This window comes from Streptomyces sp. NBC_01294, assembly GCF_035917235.1.
In the GTDB taxonomy this organism is placed as follows: domain Bacteria; phylum Actinomycetota; class Actinomycetes; order Streptomycetales; family Streptomycetaceae; genus Streptomyces; species Streptomyces caledonius.
In genome coordinates this window covers 3,047,097-3,064,745 of sequence record NZ_CP108423.1, presented here as the reverse complement: position 1 = coordinate 3,064,745, position 17,649 = coordinate 3,047,097, and the positions used below count along the sequence as shown (strand labels likewise).

The window sequence follows — 17,649 nt, the reverse complement described above, 5'->3', positions numbered from 1 at the left end:
CAGGTAGTCACTTACAGCAACTTTATTGGCCAGGGATCTCCCCTGGTCGGTGGGGGGTGCCCGTGGGGGGCCCATCGGGTGGGCCTGTGGGGTGGGCCTGTGGGGTGGGGGCGCTCCGGGAGGGTTACCCCGGGAGCGTCGCCGGCGACCCGCCGTTCGCCTCGTACCCCGCCACCGCCAGCGCCCGGTACACCGCGTACTGCGCCGCCGGGTCCGCCGCGGCCGACCACGGCAGCGCGCCCACGTACCCGTCCACGTGCCGCACCTGCTCCATCGCCTCCGCCCAGCGCTCCATGTTCACCAGGAACATCAGCAGCAGGTGCCGTACGTGCGCCAGCATCGGGTCGTCCTGCCGCGCCGTGTGCACCGCGTACAGCGCGCCCTCGACCGCCCGCGTCACCGCCTGGCTCTGGTAGAAACCGCTGCTCAGGACCAGGTCCGGCAGGTTCTCGTACAGCGAGAACAGTGGCAGCGCCGCCAGCAGGGAGCCCTGCGGGGCGCGCGCCGCGGCCGCGTGCGAGAACCCGTCCGCCTTCTCCCGCGAGCCGTGCCACTTCGCGCACCAGTAGTGCAGCGCCGCCAGGTGCGCGCCCATGTGCTCCGGAGCCCGGTCGATGACCTTCGCCCACAGCTCGTCGAACTCCGCCTCCGAGTACGCCAGACCCCGCGCGATCGCCAGCTCCGTGATGTACGGGACCGGATCCCCCGGCGACAGCAGCGCGGCCTTGCGGCACGCCTCCCGGGCCTCCTCCAGGATGATCCGGTGATCGTCGGACCCGACCCCGCCCGAGTGCCGCCACGCCTGCTGCACCAGCAGCTCCGCGTGCACCTGGGCGCCGCCCGCGTCCTTCTCCGCCTCCAGCCGCCAGGCCTTCAGCCACTGCGCGCCCGCACCGGGCTGCGCCACGAGCTCCAGCGCCGCCGCCCCGCCGAAGGCCTGCACGCGCTGCCAGCGCCGCTCGCCCTCCCGCGGGGTCCCGGCGAGCAGCTGCGAGGCCGCCTGCCACTGGCCGGTGCGCTGCACGTTGTCGAGGGCGTCCATCAGGTCCTGGTCGGGCCCGGGGACCCGGATGTCGAGCTCCTCCTGCCGGTCGAATCCGTAGTTCGCGGGGTCGGCGGCGTCAGGGCTGCCCGGGGCGACCAGACGGATGCCGCCGCGCCTGCGGCGGATGTACGGACCGACGATGAACACGATCATGAGCATCGCGAACACGAACCACAGAATCTCCATGCCTCCAGCGAACCAGACCGGGGGCCCGACAGGCCAATAGGGTGGCGGACCGCGGGCGGGCATAGCATCTGCCCATGAGCGACGACAGCCACGAGCACCAGAGCTTCGAGACCCGCGCGATCCACGCGGGCAATACGGCGGACCCGCAGACCGGTGCGGTCGTCCCCCCGATCTACCAGGTTTCCACCTACAAGCAGGACGGCGTCGGAGGACTCCGCGGCGGCTACGAGTACAGCCGCAGCGCCAACCCGACCCGCACCGCGCTGGAGGAGAACCTCGCGGCGCTGGAGGGCGGCCGGCGCGGGCTCGCCTTCGCGTCCGGCCTGGCCGCGGAGGACTGCCTGCTGCGCACGCTGCTCTCCCCGGGCGACCACGTGGTCATCCCGAACGACGCGTACGGCGGCACCTTCCGCCTCTTCGCGAAGGTCGTCTCCCGCTGGGGCGTGGAGTGGTCGGTGGCCGACACCTCCGACCCGGCTTCCGTGCGGGCGGCCCTCACCCCGAAGACGAAGGTCATCTGGGTCGAGACCCCCTCCAACCCGCTGCTCGGCATCACCGACATCGCCGTTGTCGCCGACATCGCGCGTTCGGCCGGCGCCAAGCTGGTCGTGGACAACACCTTCGCCTCGCCGTACCTCCAGCAGCCGCTGGCGCTGGGCGCGGACGTGGTCGTGCACTCGCTGACCAAGTACATGGGCGGGCACTCCGACGTGGTCGGCGGCGCGCTCGTCACCGCGGACGCGGAGCTGGGCGAGGAGCTGGCCTACCACCAGAACGCGATGGGCGCGGTGGCCGGGCCGTTCGACTCCTGGGTCGTGCTGCGGGGCATCAAGACCCTGGCCGTGCGGATGGACCGGCACGCGGAGAACGCCGGCAAGATCGTCGAGGTGCTCAAGCGCCACCCGAAGGTCACGAAGGTCCTCTACCCGGGCCTGCCCGAGCACCCGGGGCACGAGGTGGCGGCCAAGCAGATGCGGAACTTCGGCGGCATGGTCTCCTTCCAGGTCGCCGGTGGCGAGGAAGAGGCCGTCGCGGTCTGCGGCCGCACCAAGATCTTCACGCTGGCCGAGTCCCTGGGCGGCGTCGAGTCCCTCATCGAGCACCCGGGGCGCATGACGCACGCGTCGGTGGCCGGTTCGGCGCTGGAGGTTCCGGCGGACCTGATCCGGGTGTCGGTGGGCATCGAGAACGCGGACGACCTGATCGCAGACCTGACCCAGGCCCTGGGCTAGCCGCCCCCGCCCGGGCCCGGCCCCTCGCCGGGCTTGGCCCGGGCATTTCAGCCTCGCCGGCGTTTGAGCAGGGGGTACCTCCCAGCGGTAGCTGGGGGAGGGTCCGGGCGGAGCCCGGTGCCCGGCGGAGCCGGGTTCCCTGGGGCGCTGCCCCGGACCCCGCGCCTCAAGCGCCGGCGGGGCTGGATTGGGGCGCTGCCCCGGACCCCGCCTCAAGCGCCGGCGGGGCTGGGGTGGTGCTGGCGAGGCTGGGTTGTCCCTGGCGGAGCCGGGTTTCCTGGGGCGCTGCCCCGGACCCCGCGCCTCAAGCGCCGGCGGGGCTGGATTGGGGCGCTGCCCCGGACCCCGCGCCTCAAGCGCCGGCGGGGCTGGATTGGGGCGCTGCCCCGGACCCCGCGCCTCAAGCGCCGGCGGGGCTGGAGTGGGGCGCTGCCCCGGGCCTCGCGCCTCAAGCGCCGGCGGGGCTGGATCGGGGTGCTGCCCCGGCCCCGCGCCTCAAGCGCCGGCGGGGCTGAATTTGCCCGGCGGGGCTGCGATGGTGCCGGCGGGGCTGGATTGGGGCGCTACCCCGGGCCCCGCGCCCCGAACGTCGCCGACGCCGAAGTGGCCCGGCAGGGCTGAGACGGGCCGGGTGGGGCCGGGAACGGTCGGGTGGGGCTACCAGCCCTCCAGGGGTGGGGAGATGCCGCTTGGGGGTGTGGCCCAGGGGTGGGTCAGGGAGGCCCAGACCGTGAAGGCGACCGCCGCGGCGAAGAGCACCGCCCAGCCGAGCCGGCGCAGCGCCCGCCGACGCCGCAGCAGCCGATCCCCCCGCGCCGCCGCCCCCGCCGCCAGACCGGCCGGCACCACCGGGTACGGCCCCTCCAGCAGTCGCCTGACCTGGGATTCCTTCCGGTCCGGGATCCCGCTCACGCCGCCTCCTGGGCTCTCAGCGCGGCCACGGCCCGGTTGCACAGCACCCGTACCCGCTCGACCGGCAGCCCCAGCTGCGCCGCCGTGACCTCCTCCGCGACGCCCTCGTAGAGCCGCAGGACGAGCACGAGCCGTTCCAGCGGGCTCAGCCGTGCCAGCAGGCCGGTGTTCCCGTGGTGGCGCCAGCCGTTCCGGGCGAAGGCCGCGCACAGTTCCTGGCGGGTGAAGTCGTACGGGTCGTCCCCGCGCAGGCGGCGCCAGTTCGCGTACGTGCGGGCCAGCGCGCCCGCCAGCAGCCGGCGCGCCGCATCCGGTTCACCGGTCAGCAGCAGCGCGACGCGCAGGAGCCGGCCCGCCGCGCCCGCGACGAAGGCCTCGAACTCCGCGTAGGAGCCTGCCTGTTGATCAACCGCCCACATGCTTCACATAGTGCGGCCAGCGGGACCACCCAGGTCAAGAGGACGGACGGACTCCGCTCAGGACGCCGGACCCGCTTCGGCCACGGCCGACATCAGCTCCGACAGCGACAGGTTGAAGCGCGTCAGCAGCACGGTGAAGGACTCGCGCTCGTCCTCGCTCCAGCCCTCCGTCACACGGGCCATCAGCTCGCGCCGCGACGAGCGGACCTCCTCCAGCCGCGCCAGCCCCCGCGGGGACAGCGCGAGCACCACGGCACGCCCGTCCTCCGGGTGCGAGGTCCGCTTGACCAGACCGCTGTCGACCAGCGGCGCGACCTGCCGGGTCACCGTCGAGGAGTCGATTCCCATGCCGCCGGCGAGCGCCTTGACGCCCATCGGACCCTCCAGGTCGAGCCGGTTCAGCAGCAGGTAGGCGGCGCGGTCCATCGAGTTGCGGGCCTGGCCCACACCGCCCAGACGGGTCTGCTCCGCGCGGCGGGCGAAGACCGCCACCTGGTGCTGGAGCGCGTCGAGGAGACCGGCTCCGGCGGGCGCGTCGACCGCCGCGGGCAGATCGGAATTGGCCGGGATGGAAGGCATGGCCGTGGGCTCTCTTCGCGTGGGTCCGACAAGGATGGGGGACAGAGTACGCGGCCGTGCGGCGGCCCGTACGCCGCGTGCGAGAACTGGTACGGCCCGCCCGCGACACCGTCCCGCGGGCGTCCCGGATGGCGGGATTTCGCCCCTCCCGCGGCTCCGGGCCCGGCCGCCCGCGGGCTGCGAGACTGGCGGCATGAACTACCGCGTGCCCCAGCCCGTCCCGCAGGTCATCCTCGACGACATCCGGGGGGCCCAGAAGATGCTGTCCGGCGTCTCCCGGGTCACCGCGATGGAGGGCAGCCGGCACCTCTCCGCGCTCACCGGCTCCCCGGTCCACCTCAAGTGCGAGAACCTCCAGCGCACCGGCTCCTTCAAGCTGCGCGGCGCCTACGTCCGCATCGCGGGCCTGCGCCCCGAGCAGCGGGCCGCCGGCGTCGTGGCCGCCAGCGCGGGCAACCACGCCCAGGGCGTCGCGCTGGCCTCCTCCCTCCTCGGGGTCCGCTCCACCGTGTTCATGCCGCTCGGGGCGCCGCTGCCGAAGATCGCCGCGACCCAGGAGTACGGCGCCGAGGTGCGCATGCACGGCCACGTCGTGGACGAGACCCTCGCGGCCGCCCAGGACTACGCCGACCGCACCGGAGCGGTGTTCATCCACCCCTTCGACCACCGCGACATCATCGCCGGCCAGGGCACGGTGGGCCTGGAGATTCTGGAGCAGTGCCCCGAGGTGCGCACCATCCTCGTCGGGATCGGCGGCGGCGGCCTCGCGGCCGGCATCGCGGTCGCGGTCAAGGCGCTGCGGCCGGACGTGCGCGTCGTCGGCGTCCAGGCGGCGGGCGCGGCCGCGTACCCGCCCTCGCTCCTCGTGGGGCACCCGGTCTCGATCGACGACCCGAGCACGATGGCCGACGGAATCAAGGTCGGCCGCCCCGGAGACATCCCCTTCAAAATCATTGGCGAGCTGCTCGACGACGTGCGTACGGTCTCCGAGGACGCCCTTTCCAGCGCTCTGCTGCTGTGCCTGGAGCGGGCCAAACTGGTGGTCGAGCCGGCCGGGTGCAGCACGGTCGCGGCCCTGCTCAGCGAGCCCGAACTGTACGGCGGCGGCCCGGTGGTGGCGATCCTCTCCGGCGGCAACGTCGACCCGCTGCTGCTCCAGCGGATCCTGCGCCACGGCATGGCGGCGGCGGGCCGGTACCTGTCGCTGCGGCTGCGCGTGGCCGACCGGCCGGGCGCCCTGGCCGGGCTCCTGGGCGTGTTGTCAGTGGTGGATGCGAACGTATTGGACGTGAGCCACGTCCGCACCGACCCGCGGCTGGGGCTCACGGAGGTGGAGGTGGAGCTGCACCTGGAGACGAAGGGCCCGGAGCACTGCGCGGAGGTCGCGCGGTCGCTGCACGCCGCGGGATACAAGGTGATGAGCTGAACGTGCGTCACCCGTACGGCTGAGCGAGACCTGACCGGCGCCCCCGGGATTTGCGTAGAAAAGCCCTGAACACCCCCGATTCTGTTGAGCCCATTCACACTGGGAGAATCCATATGCCAGGCGCTATCTACGCCGAAGGTCTGGTCAAGACCTTCGGCGATGTACGGGCTCTGGACGGCGTGGACCTCGATGTCCCCGAAGGCACCGTCCTGGGTCTGCTCGGCCCGAACGGCGCGGGCAAGACCACGACCGTGCGCGTCCTGACCACCCTCCTCCGCCCCGACAGCGGCAAGGCCGTCGTCGCCGGCATCGACGTACTCAAGCACCCCAACGAGGTCCGGCGCGCCATCGGCCTGTCCGGCCAGTTCGCCGCCGTCGACGAATACCTGACCGGCCGCGAGAACCTCCAGATGGTCGGCCAGCTCTACCAGATGAAGGCCAAGGCCGCCAAAGCCCGCGCCGCCGAACTCCTCGACCGCTTCAACCTCTCCGACGCCGCCGACCGCACGGCCAAGACCTACTCCGGCGGCATGCGCAGGCGCCTCGACCTCGCGGCCGCCCTCGTCGTCAGCCCGCCCGTGATGTTCATGGACGAGCCGACCACCGGACTCGACCCCCGCAACCGCCAGCAGCTGTGGGGGATCATCCAGGAACTGGTCGCCGGCGGCACCACCCTGCTGCTCACCACCCAGTACCTGGAGGAGGCCGACCACCTCGCCCACGACATCTGCGTGGTCGACCACGGCAAGGTCATCGCCCGCGGCACCTCCGACCAGCTCAAGGCCCGCACCGGCGGCGAGCGCGTGGAGGTCGTCGTCCACGAACGGGACCACATCGCCACCGCGCGCGAGGTGCTCGCCGGCTTCGGCAAGGGCGAGACCACCGTCGAGGAGCACACCCGCAAGCTGACCGTGCCGGTGTCGGGCGGCGCCAAGCTGCTCGCCGAGGTCATCCGCGAACTGGACGGCCGGGGCATCGAGATCGACGACATAGGCCTGCGCCGCCCCACCCTCGACGACGTGTTCATCTCCCTGACCGGACACGCGGCCGAACGGGAGGCGGACGAGCACGGCGACGGCGCGGTCACCGACGGCGTGCGCGTCGGACCAGAGGCCAAGGGCCGCAAGGCGGCCCGGAAGGAGACGGCGAAGTGACCCTCACCTCCCCGCCCCCGCCCCCGGACGCCCCGCCGCACGCGGAACTCGACGCACCCCGCCCCCGCGGCGGCATCGTCCAGAGCGTCAACGACTCCCTGGTGATCGCCAAGCGCAACCTCATCCGGATGTCCCGGATCCCGGAGATGATCATCTTCGGCGTGATCCAGCCGGTCATGTTCGTCGTCCTCTTCAGCTACGTCTTCGGCGGCTCCATCAGCGTCGGCGGCAGCACCTCGCCCGCCGCCTACCGCGAGTTCCTGATGGCCGGCATCTTCGCCCAGACCGTCACCTTCGCCACCGCGGGCGCCGGCGCCGGCATCGCGGACGACATGCACAAGGGCCTGATCGACCGCTTCCGCTCCCTGCCCATGGCGCGCGGCGCGGTCCTCACCGGCCGCACCCTCGCCGACCTCGTCCAGACCGCGCTCACCGTGGTCGTCCTGGCCGTCGTGGCCCTGCTCGTCGGCTGGCGCACCCACACCACCCTGGGCGAGGTGCTCGCGGGCTTCGGCCTGCTGCTCCTGCTCGGCTACGCCTTCTCCTGGATCGGCGCGCTGATCGGCCTGTCGGTGCGCACTCCCGAGGCGGCCACCTCGGGCGGGCTGATCTGGCTCTTCCCGCTGACGTTCATCTCGAACGCCTTCGTCCCCTCCGAGAACATGCCGCCGTTCCTGCAGACCATCGCGGAGTGGAACCCCTTCAGCGCCACCGTCCAGGCGGCCCGGGAGCTCTTCGGCAACCTCCCGGAGGGCTATCCGGTCCCGGACGCCTGGCCGATGCAGCACCCGATCGCGGCGTCCATCCTCTGGTCGCTGCTGATCATCGTGGTCTTCCGGAGCCTCGCCGTCCGCAAGTACCGCTCGGCGACCGCGTAGGACCGGGGGGCCGTGGGTCCCGTATGCGGGCCCGTGGGCACGCCCGTACGCACGATGCCCGGCCGGGAGAACCCGGCCGGGCATCGTGCGAAAGGAAACGGTGACCGAGGGTGATCAGCCGGTAAAGGGCTTGACGTCCAGGATCTTGACCGAGGCCTTCTTGCCGTTCGGCAGCTCGTACTCGGCGTCCTCGCCGATCGCCTTGCCCAGCACTCCGCTGCCCAGCGGGGACTGCGGGGAGTACGTCTCGAAGTCCGCGGACGCGTACTCACGGGAGGCCAGCAGGAACTCCATGGTGTCGTCCTCGTCGCCGTCGAAGGCGATCTTGACGAGCGTGCCGGGGGCCACCACGCCGTCGGACGCGGGCGCGGTGCCGACCTTGGCGTTCTCCAGGAGCTGCGTGAGCTGGCGAACCCGGAGCTCCTGCTTGCCCTGCTCCTCCTTGGCCGCGTGGTAACCGCCGTTCTCGCGCAGGTCGCCCTCCTCGCGGGCGGCTGCGATCTTGGTGGCGATCTCCGTGCGGGCGGGACCAGAGAGGTAGTCCAGCTCCGCCTTCAGCTGGTCGTACGCCGCCTGGGTCAGCCAGGTGACGCTCTCGCTCGTCTGGGTCACGGGTGCTCCTCGTCGGTACAGGGGACTACAAAGCCGCCAGCGGCGGACGAAACCACGAGCCTAACAATTCGGGAAGAAAAGGGGGAGGACCCCGGAGGCTCATTGCCCCGTGGGCCGCGTCGCGAAGCCTCCGTGCGAGGCCTGTTTGCGGGGCCTCGGTGTGCGGGGCTCGCGTGGGCCTCCGTGTGCGGGGTTCAGCGCGTGGGGCTCGTCGTGCGGGGCCTCAGCGTGCGGCGACCGGCTGGCAGCCCACCAGCTCGATCGTCGTCGCCCGGCGGGTGGTCTTCACGGTGACGACCTCGTCCACGCGCCCCTCGGGCTGGGCGAAGGTGAAGTCCGCGCGGCCCACCTCGCCGTGCCCCTCGTCCTGGGAGCTCAGGGAGCAGACCCCGGTGACCGAGGCCTCCTTGCGGACCTCCAGGTGCACCTTCACCTCGGTGTCCGAAATCACCTGGAACTTGATCACCTCGGCGCTCACGCTCTGTCCCGAGATGTAACCCCAGCCGATCCAGCCGATCACGCTCAGCAGCAGGACGCCCAGCGCCGCCCCGATGATCTTGAGCTTGCGGTCCGCACGCTCGTCCGCCGACCGGCCGTACCGGCCCTCGGGCAGTCCCTCGCGCACCGCACTCATGATCGTTTCCTCTCGCCGGGGAGGGTGGGTCACCCCTGGAATTTTCCGTCCCCCAGTTCGGTCACTATAGGAGTCGACCGTCGCGCCGAATCGCAGAGGATCCTGTTTTGACCGAGCAGCTTCGACTGATGGCCGTCCATGCCCACCCCGACGACGAGTCCAGCAAGGGCGCGGCCACCATGGCCAAGTACGTGTCCGAGGGGGTCCCCGTGCTGGTCGTCACCTGCACCGGTGGCGAGCGCGGCTCTGTCCTGAACCCCAAGCTCCAGGGCGACAAGTACATCGAGGAGAACATCCACGAGGTCCGCGCCAAGGAGATGGAAGAAGCGCGCCAGATCCTCGGCATCGAGCAGGAATGGCTCGGCTACGTGGACTCCGGCCTCCCCGAGGGCGACCCGCTGCCCCCGCTGCCCGAGGGCTGCTTCGCGCTCGCGGACGTCGACGAGGCCGCCGGCGAACTGGTGAAGAAGATCCGCGCCTTCAAGCCGCAGGTCGTCACCACGTACGACGAGAACGGCGGCTACCCGCACCCCGACCACATCATGACCCACAAGATCTCGATGGCGGCCTTCGACGGCGCGGCCGACACCGAGAAGTACCCCGAGGCCGAGTTCGGCCCCGCCTACCAGCCGCAGAAGCTCTACTACAACCAGGGCTTCAACAAGCCGCGCACCATCGCCCTGCACGAGGCGCTGCTCGCCCGCGGCATGGAGTCCCCCTACGGCGAGTGGCTGGAGCGGTGGAAGGAGTTCGAGCGCAAGGAGCGGACCCTGACCACCCACGTGCCCTGCGCGGACTTCTTCGAGATCCGTGACAAGGCGCTCATCGCGCACGCCACGCAGATCGACCCGGACGGCGGCTGGTTCCGCGTCCCGATGGACGTCCAGAAGGAGGTCTGGCCCACCGAGGAGTACGAGCTGGCGAAGTCGCTCGTCGACACTTCCCTCCCCGAGTCCGACCTCTTCGAGGGCATCCGGGAGAATGCCTAGACATGAGCGCTACGCAGGCAGCACTGACCCAGCTCCTTCCGCTGGCGGGTGACACCTTCGACAAGAACAAGGTGACGCCCGGCATCCTGGGATTCATCGTGTTCGCGGCCCTCGCCATCGGCGTGTGGTTCCTGATGAAGTCCATGAACCGGCACATGGGCCGGGTGGACTTCCAGGAGGCCCCCGAGCCCGCGGCGGCCGCCCCGTCGCCGGAGCGGACCCCGTAGGACCGCGACCCGAGCCGCCGCCCCGCCCGTGAACGGTGCGGCGGCGGCCGCCTCCGCGCGGGCGGAACCCCCGGACGACGCCCGCCCGCCCCCGCCGCACGACGTCCAACCCCGTCTTCGCACCGTGCACACCGTGCGCGGAGCGAGGTTGTACGCCACCCGCGCGAGGGGCCGACGCAGCCGTCCCGGCCCTGACGCCCCGCTGGGGGCCAAGGGACTGCCGGGGCGCGCCGCCGGGCTGGGCTTGCGCCCGTTGTGGGCCCGCGGGCCCGGCGCCCCGCCAGGTCGGGCTCGCGCCCGCCGGCTCGGGCCGTGCCCGGTCAGGGGCGGGGGACGCCCATGATTTCCCGGGAGTGCAGGTTCGGGACCAGGCCGAGGCGCCATGCCTGCCAGCCCTCCGCCGGGTCTACGCCCCGGCCCAGGATCACCCCGTACGTCTCCAGGCAGTCCTCCAGCCGGCCGTCCCGCGCCGGATGCGGCGCCTGCGCCAGCCGGGCCAGTTCCGCCCGCGCCTCCTCCGGGCCCGACGCGGCCGCCGCGTCCGCGTACGGCAGCACCGTGCACCGCAGGAAGCGGGCCCAGTCCTCCCCGCGCCGGTCCCCGTACGAGATGAACAGCCGGACCGCCTCCTCGCACAGGCCCAGCGCCTGCGCGAGACGGCCGTTGCCCGCGTCGATCACCGCCAGCTCCAGGCACGTCCACGCCTCGCCGTGCGCCAGCCCGATCCGCCGGAAGTCCGCCCGCGCGTCCACCAGCAGCTGGCGGGCGAAGCCGGAGTTCTTCAGGTTGCCCGTCTGCGCCGCCCGCTGGTCCCGCGTCACCCGGCCCGAGTGGTGGCGGGCGTGCGCCAGCCCGTACACGTCCCGCATCCGCGAGAACATCGTCCGGGCTCGCTCCAGCCCCCGTACCGCCTCGTCGCGGTCGCCGCCCTCCTCCAGCGCCTGCCCCAGGTAGTACTGCGTCCACGCCTCGCCGCGCGCGTCCTCCGCCTCCCGGTGCCGGGCCAGCGCCTCCCGCAGCCGCTCCACCGCCGCACCCGGATCCCCGTCCACCACCCGGGCCCGGCCCAGCTGGGTCAACGCCCAGGCCTCGCCGCGGTCGTCGCGGGTCCGCCCGTACAGGTCCAGCGCGAGCCGCAGCTCCGCCTCCGCCCGCTCCACGTCCCCGAACCGCAGGTGCACCTGGCCCAGCTGGAAGTGCGCCCACGCCTCCCCGTGCACGCTCTCGCTCTCCCGGTGCAGGGCCAGCGAAGCCTCCAGCAGCCGCGTCGCCTCCGCCAGGTGCGCCCGGTCCCGCTCCACCGCCGCCAGCGCGTGCAGCCCCCACGCCCGGTCACCCGCCAGCTCCGGCGGCTCCTGCAGCACCAGCGCCTCACGGATCCGGACCGCCGCCTCCGGCAGATTGCCCTGGTGGTGCAAGGTGATGCCGAGCGAGACCAGGGCCATCGCCGCCCCCGCCTCCTGATGGGCCTCCATGTACTGGTCCACCACCGACGTCAGCGTCGTACGGGCCTTGTCCAGCTCGCCCAGCTGCCGCGCGGCGATACCCGTACGCCACTGCACCGACCGCACCAGCCGCCCCTGCTGCCCCAGCCCTTGCTGCCCCAGCCCCTTCTGCGCCGCCTCCACGGCCCGCGTCAGCTCGTCGATCTCACCGAGCCGGTACAGGTCCCCGCGCAGCAGACAGAAGTCGCACAGCGCGCCCAGCAGATCCAGCACCGCCTGCTGGTCCACGCCCTCCGAATGCCGCAGGGCCGCCGTGATGAAGCTCGACTCGTCGTCCAGCCAGCGCAGCGCCGCGTCCAGCGACGTGAAGCCGTGCCCGTCGAACTGGTTCGCACGCGTCGACATCTTCCCGTCGACCATCCGGATCACCGAGTCCGCGAGCTGCGCGTACGTGCGGATCAGCCGCTCGTGCGCCGCCGCGGCCCCCGCCCGGTCCTCGTCCGCCGCCGACCGCGCCGCCGCGTACGCGCGCACCGCGTCGTGCAGCCGGAACCGCCTGCCCCGCACCCGCTCGATCAGCCCGGCCTCCCACAGCTCCTCCAGCGTGCGCAGCGCCGCCTGCTCCGGTACGTCGGCCAGCGCGGCCGCCGCCGCGGCGCCGAGGGAGGCCCGCCCGGCCAGGGGCAGGCGCCGCAGCAGCTGCCGGGCCGGCTCGGCCAGCCGGGCATCGGCCGCGCGCAGGGCCGCCTCCACCGGGTGGGCCCCGCCCTCCAAGGCCCCGCCGACGCCGACCAGCGGCGCCAGCATCCGCAGGGCCAGCGGCAGCCCGCCGCCCACCTCCACCACGCCGGCCACGTCCCGTTCCACGCCCGCGGCCCCGTCCACGGCCCCGTCCACGGCCCCGTCCACGGCCCGGTCTCCGGCCGCGGAACCCTTCACGCCCGCGGCCCCGTTCGAACCACCGGCCCCGACGGCATCCGGCTCCCCGGCACCCGCCCGCGGCGCGGCCGCCCGGACCAGCTCCGCCGCCTCGTCCTCCGCCAGCCGCTCCACCGGCAACTGGTACACCCACGCCGCCAGGTCCGCGGGCAGTTCCAGCGGCTCCCGCGCCGTCACCAGCACCAGGCTCTCGGAACGCTCCGGAACCAGCATCCGCACCTGCGCCGCATCCACCGCGTCGTCCAGGAGCACCGTCACCGGCAGCCCCTGCAGGTGCTGGTGGTACAGCTCGCCGAGACGCCGCACCTGCTGCTCCGCCGACGCGCCCTCACGGAACAGCAACTGCTCGCGGGGCGCGCCCAGCCGGTTCATCAGGTGCAGCAGCGCCTCCCGCGTCGACAGCGGCGCCTCCCCCGACTCCCCGCCGAGGGAACCACCCCGCAGGTCCACCACGCACGCACCCCGGAACTGGTCCCGCAGCCCGTGCGCCGCCCGCAGCGCCAGCGCCGTACGGCCCACCCCCGGCTCGCCGTGCAGCACCACGACCACCGGCCGGGTCTCCGTACTGGCCCGGGCCGCCTGCACCCACTGCGCGATCCGCGTCAGCTCCGCCCGCCGCCCCGCGAACAGCCCGGCAGGATCGGGCAGTTGCCCGAATGACTGTTCCAACGCGCTGCGCCGCCGGGCCTCCGCGCTCCGGTCCGTGCCCCGCAGCGGGGCAACCGGCCGGGAGAGGGGCTGCGACATGGGCCGAGGCGCCCGCGCCGCCGCGGCCACCGCACGCTGCTGCTCCAGGAAAGGACGTATCCCGCGGACCTCCAGCGCCGACAGCCACTGCAGCTTGAGCTGCTCCGGACCACCGGGCCGCCCCAGCTCCCCGGCCCGCCGGTTCGCCGCCGGCAGGTGCAGGGCCGTCACCTTCGCCACCGTCGCCACCGCCCCGGCGATGCCCACGACCGCCCCCGCGGTCAGCGCCGTGCCGAACGCCACGCCCAGCGACAGGTCCGCCCCGACCGCCGTGGCCGCCGCCACCGCCGTCACCAGCGCCGCCGTGGACGTGTTGCCGCGCCGGAAGGCCTCACCGAGCGACTGGTCCCCGGCCGCCGCCTCGTCCAGGGCCCGTACGTACGCCTCGTACTCGGGCGCCGCACTCGCCGCGAGCGCGTCGAGGGCCTCCTTGCCCCGCGCCAGCAGCGCCGCCTGATCCCCGGCCGCACCCGCCCCCCGCCGGGCCGCCTCGTCCACGGCCCGAGTCAACAGCCGCTCGGCCTCCCCACGATGGCTGTCCCGCATCGGCATCCCCCTCAGAGAGCTCCGGCAACGTGCCCCAAGTGTCCTGCGGGACCTCTCCGAACGCGAGTGAATCTGAGCGGGTTCAGAGGGTTCTCGCGAGGAACTCCGGGACTTCAGCCCCGGGAGGAACCGTTGCTCATGCTCGCGGCGCGGAGGAATGGGACGGTTTCACTCGGTGGGGTGAAGCGCGGGGAACGTGTAGTGGGTGGTCGCACGGGTGTGTACGGTCGGTGACCGTGAAGCTGGTGGTCCAGGTGAAACTGTTGCCGACGCCGATGCAGGCGGAGGCGCTTGAGGTGACGCTGCATGCGTGCAATGAGGCCGCCACCTGGGTGAGTCGGGTTGCCTTCGAAGAGGGCGTCTACCGGAGCTTCGCCCTGCGCAAGCACACCTACGAGACGGTCAAGGAGCGGTGGGGTCTGGGCGCTCAGGCCGCTCAGCACGTCATCAAGAAGACCTGCGACGCCTACGCCGCCCTGAAGGCGAATCTGCGGGCGGGTAGGCATGGCAGGCCGGATTCGAAGCGTTATCGTCTGGCGGCCGGGAAGCCGTTGGCCTTCCGGAACGACGGTGGGCAGCCGTATGACGATCGGATGCTGTCCTGGCAGGTCGAGCAGCGCACAGTGTCGATCTGGACGGTGGCGGGGCGGGTCAAGGACGTGGCGTTCACCGGCTCGGTGGAACAACTGGCAACCCTGTCCCTATGCCGGCGGGGTGAGTCGGATCTGCTGTACCGGGACGGCATGTGGTTCCTCAGTGCCACCTGCGAGATCCCAGAAGCCGAGCCGAACACCGAGCCTCTGGACTTCCTCGGCGTCGATCTGGGGATCGTGAACATCGCCACCACCTCCGACGGCCGGATCATGGCCGGACGGCAGCTGAACCGGGTACGCGGAAGAGAACGCACCCTCCGGCAGAAGCTGCAGCGGAAGAACACCGCCTCCGCCAAACGCCGACTGAAGAAGCGGCGGAGTAAAGAGGCGCGGAGGGCAAAGGACATCAACCACAAGATCGCGAAGCGTGTGGTGGCCGAGGCAGAACGCACCGGTCGCGGAATCGCCCTGGAGGACCTCACGGGCATCCGCGAACGGGTACGGCTTCGCAAGCCCCAACGGGCCACCCATCACTCCTGGGCGTTCCACCAGCTCAGGAAGTTCATCGCGTACAAGGCCCTCAGGGCCGGCGTGCCGGTGGTGTACGTCGATCCGGCGTACACCTCCCGTACCTGCGCCGAATGCGGCCACATCGACAAGGCGAACCGAGTCTCACAATCACGGTTCGTATGCCGGTCCTGCGGATTCGTTGATCACGCAGACCGCAACGGCTCCCGCAACATCAGAGCCAGAGGCATGGAGTTGTGGCGACGCGGGGCCCAGTCATCGGCCCCTGCCGTACCCCGACCACGGGGTACGGCTGGACGCAAGCGTGACCTCACCGCCAGTGATGCCACGTTGTGCAAGCCGGGGAGCTGGTCCCGGGTGGTTGACAGGGAAGCGTTCACGAGCCCGGACCAGCGACCTGACCCCGATCCTGCGGCCGTGATCTGATCCCGTGCGGCAGGATGGCACCATGCCGAACCGCCTTGCGAACGAGACCTCTCCGTACCTGCTCCAGCACGCCGACAACCCTGTCGACTGGTGGCCGTGGTCGCCGGAAGCCTTCGCCGAGGCGCGGGAGCGGGGCGTGCCGATCCTGTTGAGTGTGGGATACAGCAGTTGTCACTGGTGTCATGTACTCGCGATCGAGAGCTTCGAGGACGAGTTGACGGCCGCCTACATGAACGAACACTTCGTCAACATCAAGGTGGACCGCGAGGAGCGCCCCGACGTCGACGCCGTCTACATGGAAGCCGTGCAGGCCGCCACCGGGCAGGGTGGGTGGCCCATGACCGTCTTCCTCACGGCCGATGCCGAGCCGTTCTACTTCGGGACCTACTTCCCGCCCGAGCCCCGGCACGGGATGCCCTCCTTCATGCAGGTGCTCGAAGGCGTGCGGACCGCCTGGGTGGGGCGGCCCGAGGAGGTTGCCGAGGTCGCGCGGCGGATCGTGCGGGACCTGGCCGGGCGGCAGCTGGACTACGGGAAGGCCGGGACCCCGGGGCCCGAAGTGCTCGCGCAGGCGTTGCTCGGGCTGACGCGGGAGTACGACGCCACGCGCGGCGGGTTCGGCGGGGCGCCGAAGTTCCCGCCGTCCATGGTGCTGGAGTTCCTGCTGCGCCACCACGCGCGCACCGGGTCCGAGGGTGCGTTGCAGATGGCCGCCGATACGTGCGAGGCCATGGCGCGGGGCGGCATCTACGACCAGCTCGGCGGCGGCTTCGCGCGGTACTCCGTGGACCGGGAGTGGGTCGTCCCGCACTTCGAGAAGATGCTCTATGACAATGCGCTGCTCTGCAGGGTGTACGCGCACCTGTGGCGGGTCACCGGTTCCGACCTCGCGCGTCGAGTCGCCCTGGAGACCGCCGACTTCATGGTCCGGGAGCTGCGGACCGAGCACGGTGGCTTCGCCTCCGCGCTCGACGCCGACAGTGAGGACCCGCTCAGCGGCGAGCACGTGGAAGGGGCGTACTACGCCTGGACGGCCGCCCAGCTGCGGGACGTGCTCGGGGAGGCCGACGGGGATCTGGCCGTCGCGTACTTCGGGGTGACCGAGGAGGGGACCTTCGAGCACGGGAAGTCCGTGCTGCAGCTGCCCCAGGACGGGCCCGTGGTGGAGGCGGGCCGGCTCGCCGGCATCAAGGAGCGGCTGCTGGCCGAGCGGGGCCGGCGGCCCGCGCCCGGGCGGGACGACAAGGTCGTCGCCGCGTGGAACGGGCTCGCCATCGCGGCGCTCGCCGAGTGCGGGGCGTACTTCGAGCGGCCGGACCTGGTGGAGCGGGCGACCGAGGCGGCCGATCTGCTGGTGCGCGTGCACATGGACGGCAGGGCGCGGCTCGCCAGGACCAGCAAGGACGGCCGGGTCGGCGCCAACGCGGGGGTGCTGGAGGACTACGGCGACGTGGCGGAGGGCTTCCTCGCGCTGGCGTCCGTGACCGGTGAGGGGGTGTGGCTGGAGTTCGCCGGCTTCCTCGTCGACCTGGTCCTGGACCGGTTCACCGCCGAGGACGGGTCGCTGTACGACACGGCGCACGACGCGGAGAAGCTGATCCGCCGGCCGCAGGATCCGACGGACACGGCCGCCCCGTCCGGGTGGACCGCCGCCGCGGGCGCGCTGCTCTCGTACGCCGCGCACACCGGGTCGGAGGCCCACCGTACGGCGGCCGAGCGGGCGCTCGGGGTGGTGCACGCGCTCGGTCCGCGCGTGCCGCGCTTCATCGGGCACGGGCTGTCGGTCGCCGAGGCGCTCCTCGACGGGCCCCGCGAGGTGGCGGTCGTCGGCCATCCGGAGGATCCGGTGCTGGCGGCGCTGCACCGCGCCGCGTTGCTGGGGACGGCTCCCGGGGCGGTGGTGGCGGTCGGTCTGCCGGGTGCGGCGAAGGGCGGTGAGGGTGAGTTCCCCCTTCTTGCCGAGCGCACTCTCGTACGCGACCTTCCGGCGGCGTACGTCTGTCGACATTTCGTCTGCGCGCGGCCTACGACCGATCCGGTCGAGCTGGCAGAGCAGTTGGGTGCGGTTCGCCCCTGAAACAGCCGGAGTAGCGTCAATTCCGGTTGTGTGCAGATCAGTTCGGCAATCAGTG

Annotated in this window: 15 protein-coding genes; 8 read left to right on the top strand and 7 right to left on the bottom strand. The window is 72.4% G+C overall.

The window, feature by feature from the left end:
- Nucleotides 1-124: 124 nt before the first annotated feature.
- Entirely contained in the window at nt 125-1,231 is a 1,107-nt protein-coding gene (locus OG534_RS13575; protein WP_326588349.1) for a hypothetical protein, read from the bottom strand.
- Between the two features lie 74 nt (nt 1,232-1,305).
- Here OG534_RS13575 and OG534_RS13570 point away from each other — a divergent pair, with 74 nt between their 5' ends.
- The gene (locus tag OG534_RS13570) at nt 1,306-2,463 is read left to right on the top strand and encodes a cystathionine gamma-synthase (RefSeq protein WP_326588348.1); all 1,158 of its coding nucleotides are present in this window, start codon (nt 1,306-1,308) and stop codon (nt 2,461-2,463) included.
- Nucleotides 2,464-3,120: 657 nt separating this feature from the next.
- Here the strand turns inward: OG534_RS13570 and OG534_RS13565 are convergent.
- From OG534_RS13565 to OG534_RS13555, 3 genes are read right to left on the bottom strand one after another with little or no spacing between them, the layout of a single operon-like run.
- Entirely contained in the window at nt 3,121-3,375 is a 255-nt protein-coding gene (locus tag OG534_RS13565) for a hypothetical protein (RefSeq protein WP_326588347.1), read from the bottom strand.
- Nucleotides 3,372-3,794 (bottom strand): sigma factor-like helix-turn-helix DNA-binding protein, encoded by a 423-nt coding sequence (locus tag OG534_RS13560; protein ID WP_326588346.1) that lies wholly within the window; start codon nt 3,792-3,794, stop codon nt 3,372-3,374. Before OG534_RS13560 ends, OG534_RS13565 begins: the two co-directional genes overlap by 4 nt.
- 57 nt (nt 3,795-3,851) lie before the next feature.
- A complete protein-coding gene (locus tag OG534_RS13555; RefSeq protein WP_326588345.1) occupies nt 3,852-4,373 on the bottom strand; it encodes a MarR family winged helix-turn-helix transcriptional regulator in 522 nt (173 codons plus the stop codon).
- Nucleotides 4,374-4,566: 193 nt separating this feature from the next.
- Between OG534_RS13555 and ilvA the strand changes: the two genes are divergently transcribed.
- From ilvA to OG534_RS13540, 3 genes are all read left to right on the top strand, one after another.
- Nucleotides 4,567-5,799, top strand: a complete 1,233-nt coding sequence (gene ilvA, locus OG534_RS13550) for a threonine ammonia-lyase (RefSeq protein ID WP_326588344.1) — start codon at nt 4,567-4,569, stop codon at nt 5,797-5,799.
- 113 nt (nt 5,800-5,912) lie between these two features.
- Complete coding sequence (locus OG534_RS13545; protein WP_326588343.1) at nt 5,913-6,953, top strand: ATP-binding cassette domain-containing protein; 1,041 nt, start codon at nt 5,913-5,915, stop codon at nt 6,951-6,953.
- The gene (locus tag OG534_RS13540) at nt 6,950-7,831 is read left to right on the top strand and encodes an ABC transporter permease (protein WP_326588342.1); all 882 of its coding nucleotides are present in this window, start codon (nt 6,950-6,952) and stop codon (nt 7,829-7,831) included. The genes OG534_RS13545 and OG534_RS13540 overlap by 4 nt, the downstream gene beginning before the upstream one ends.
- 114 nt (nt 7,832-7,945) lie before the next feature.
- Here OG534_RS13540 and greA read toward each other — a convergent pair whose 3' ends face one another.
- Both greA and OG534_RS13530 read right to left on the bottom strand, forming a co-directional pair.
- On the bottom strand, nt 7,946-8,443 hold the full coding sequence (greA, locus tag OG534_RS13535; RefSeq protein ID WP_326588341.1) for a transcription elongation factor GreA: 498 nt from the start codon (nt 8,441-8,443) through the stop codon (nt 7,946-7,948).
- A gap of 223 nt (nt 8,444-8,666) precedes the next feature.
- Entirely contained in the window at nt 8,667-9,077 is a 411-nt protein-coding gene (locus OG534_RS13530; RefSeq protein ID WP_326588340.1) for a DUF4307 domain-containing protein, read from the bottom strand.
- Nucleotides 9,078-9,184: 107 nt separating this feature from the next.
- Between OG534_RS13530 and mca the strand changes: the two genes are divergently transcribed.
- Both mca and OG534_RS13520 read left to right on the top strand, forming a co-directional pair.
- Nucleotides 9,185-10,066 (top strand): mycothiol conjugate amidase Mca, encoded by an 882-nt coding sequence (gene mca / locus OG534_RS13525; protein WP_326588339.1) that lies wholly within the window; start codon nt 9,185-9,187, stop codon nt 10,064-10,066.
- A 2-nt stretch (nt 10,067-10,068) separates the two neighbouring features.
- Entirely contained in the window at nt 10,069-10,293 is a 225-nt protein-coding gene (locus OG534_RS13520) for a hypothetical protein (RefSeq protein WP_326588338.1), read from the top strand.
- Between the two features lie 320 nt (nt 10,294-10,613).
- Here OG534_RS13520 and OG534_RS13515 read toward each other — a convergent pair whose 3' ends face one another.
- On the bottom strand, nt 10,614-13,970 hold the full coding sequence (locus OG534_RS13515) for a tetratricopeptide repeat protein (protein ID WP_326588337.1): 3,357 nt from the start codon (nt 13,968-13,970) through the stop codon (nt 10,614-10,616).
- A 236-nt stretch (nt 13,971-14,206) separates the two neighbouring features.
- Here OG534_RS13515 and OG534_RS13510 point away from each other — a divergent pair, with 236 nt between their 5' ends.
- Both OG534_RS13510 and OG534_RS13505 read left to right on the top strand, forming a co-directional pair.
- Nucleotides 14,207-15,517: an RNA-guided endonuclease InsQ/TnpB family protein gene (locus OG534_RS13510; protein ID WP_326588336.1), complete on the top strand. Its 1,311-nt coding sequence runs from the start codon at nt 14,207-14,209 to the stop codon at nt 15,515-15,517.
- Between the two features lie 22 nt (nt 15,518-15,539).
- Nucleotides 15,540-17,594, top strand: a complete 2,055-nt coding sequence (locus OG534_RS13505) for a thioredoxin domain-containing protein (protein ID WP_326588335.1) — start codon at nt 15,540-15,542, stop codon at nt 17,592-17,594.
- Nucleotides 17,595-17,649: the final 55 nt, after the last annotated feature.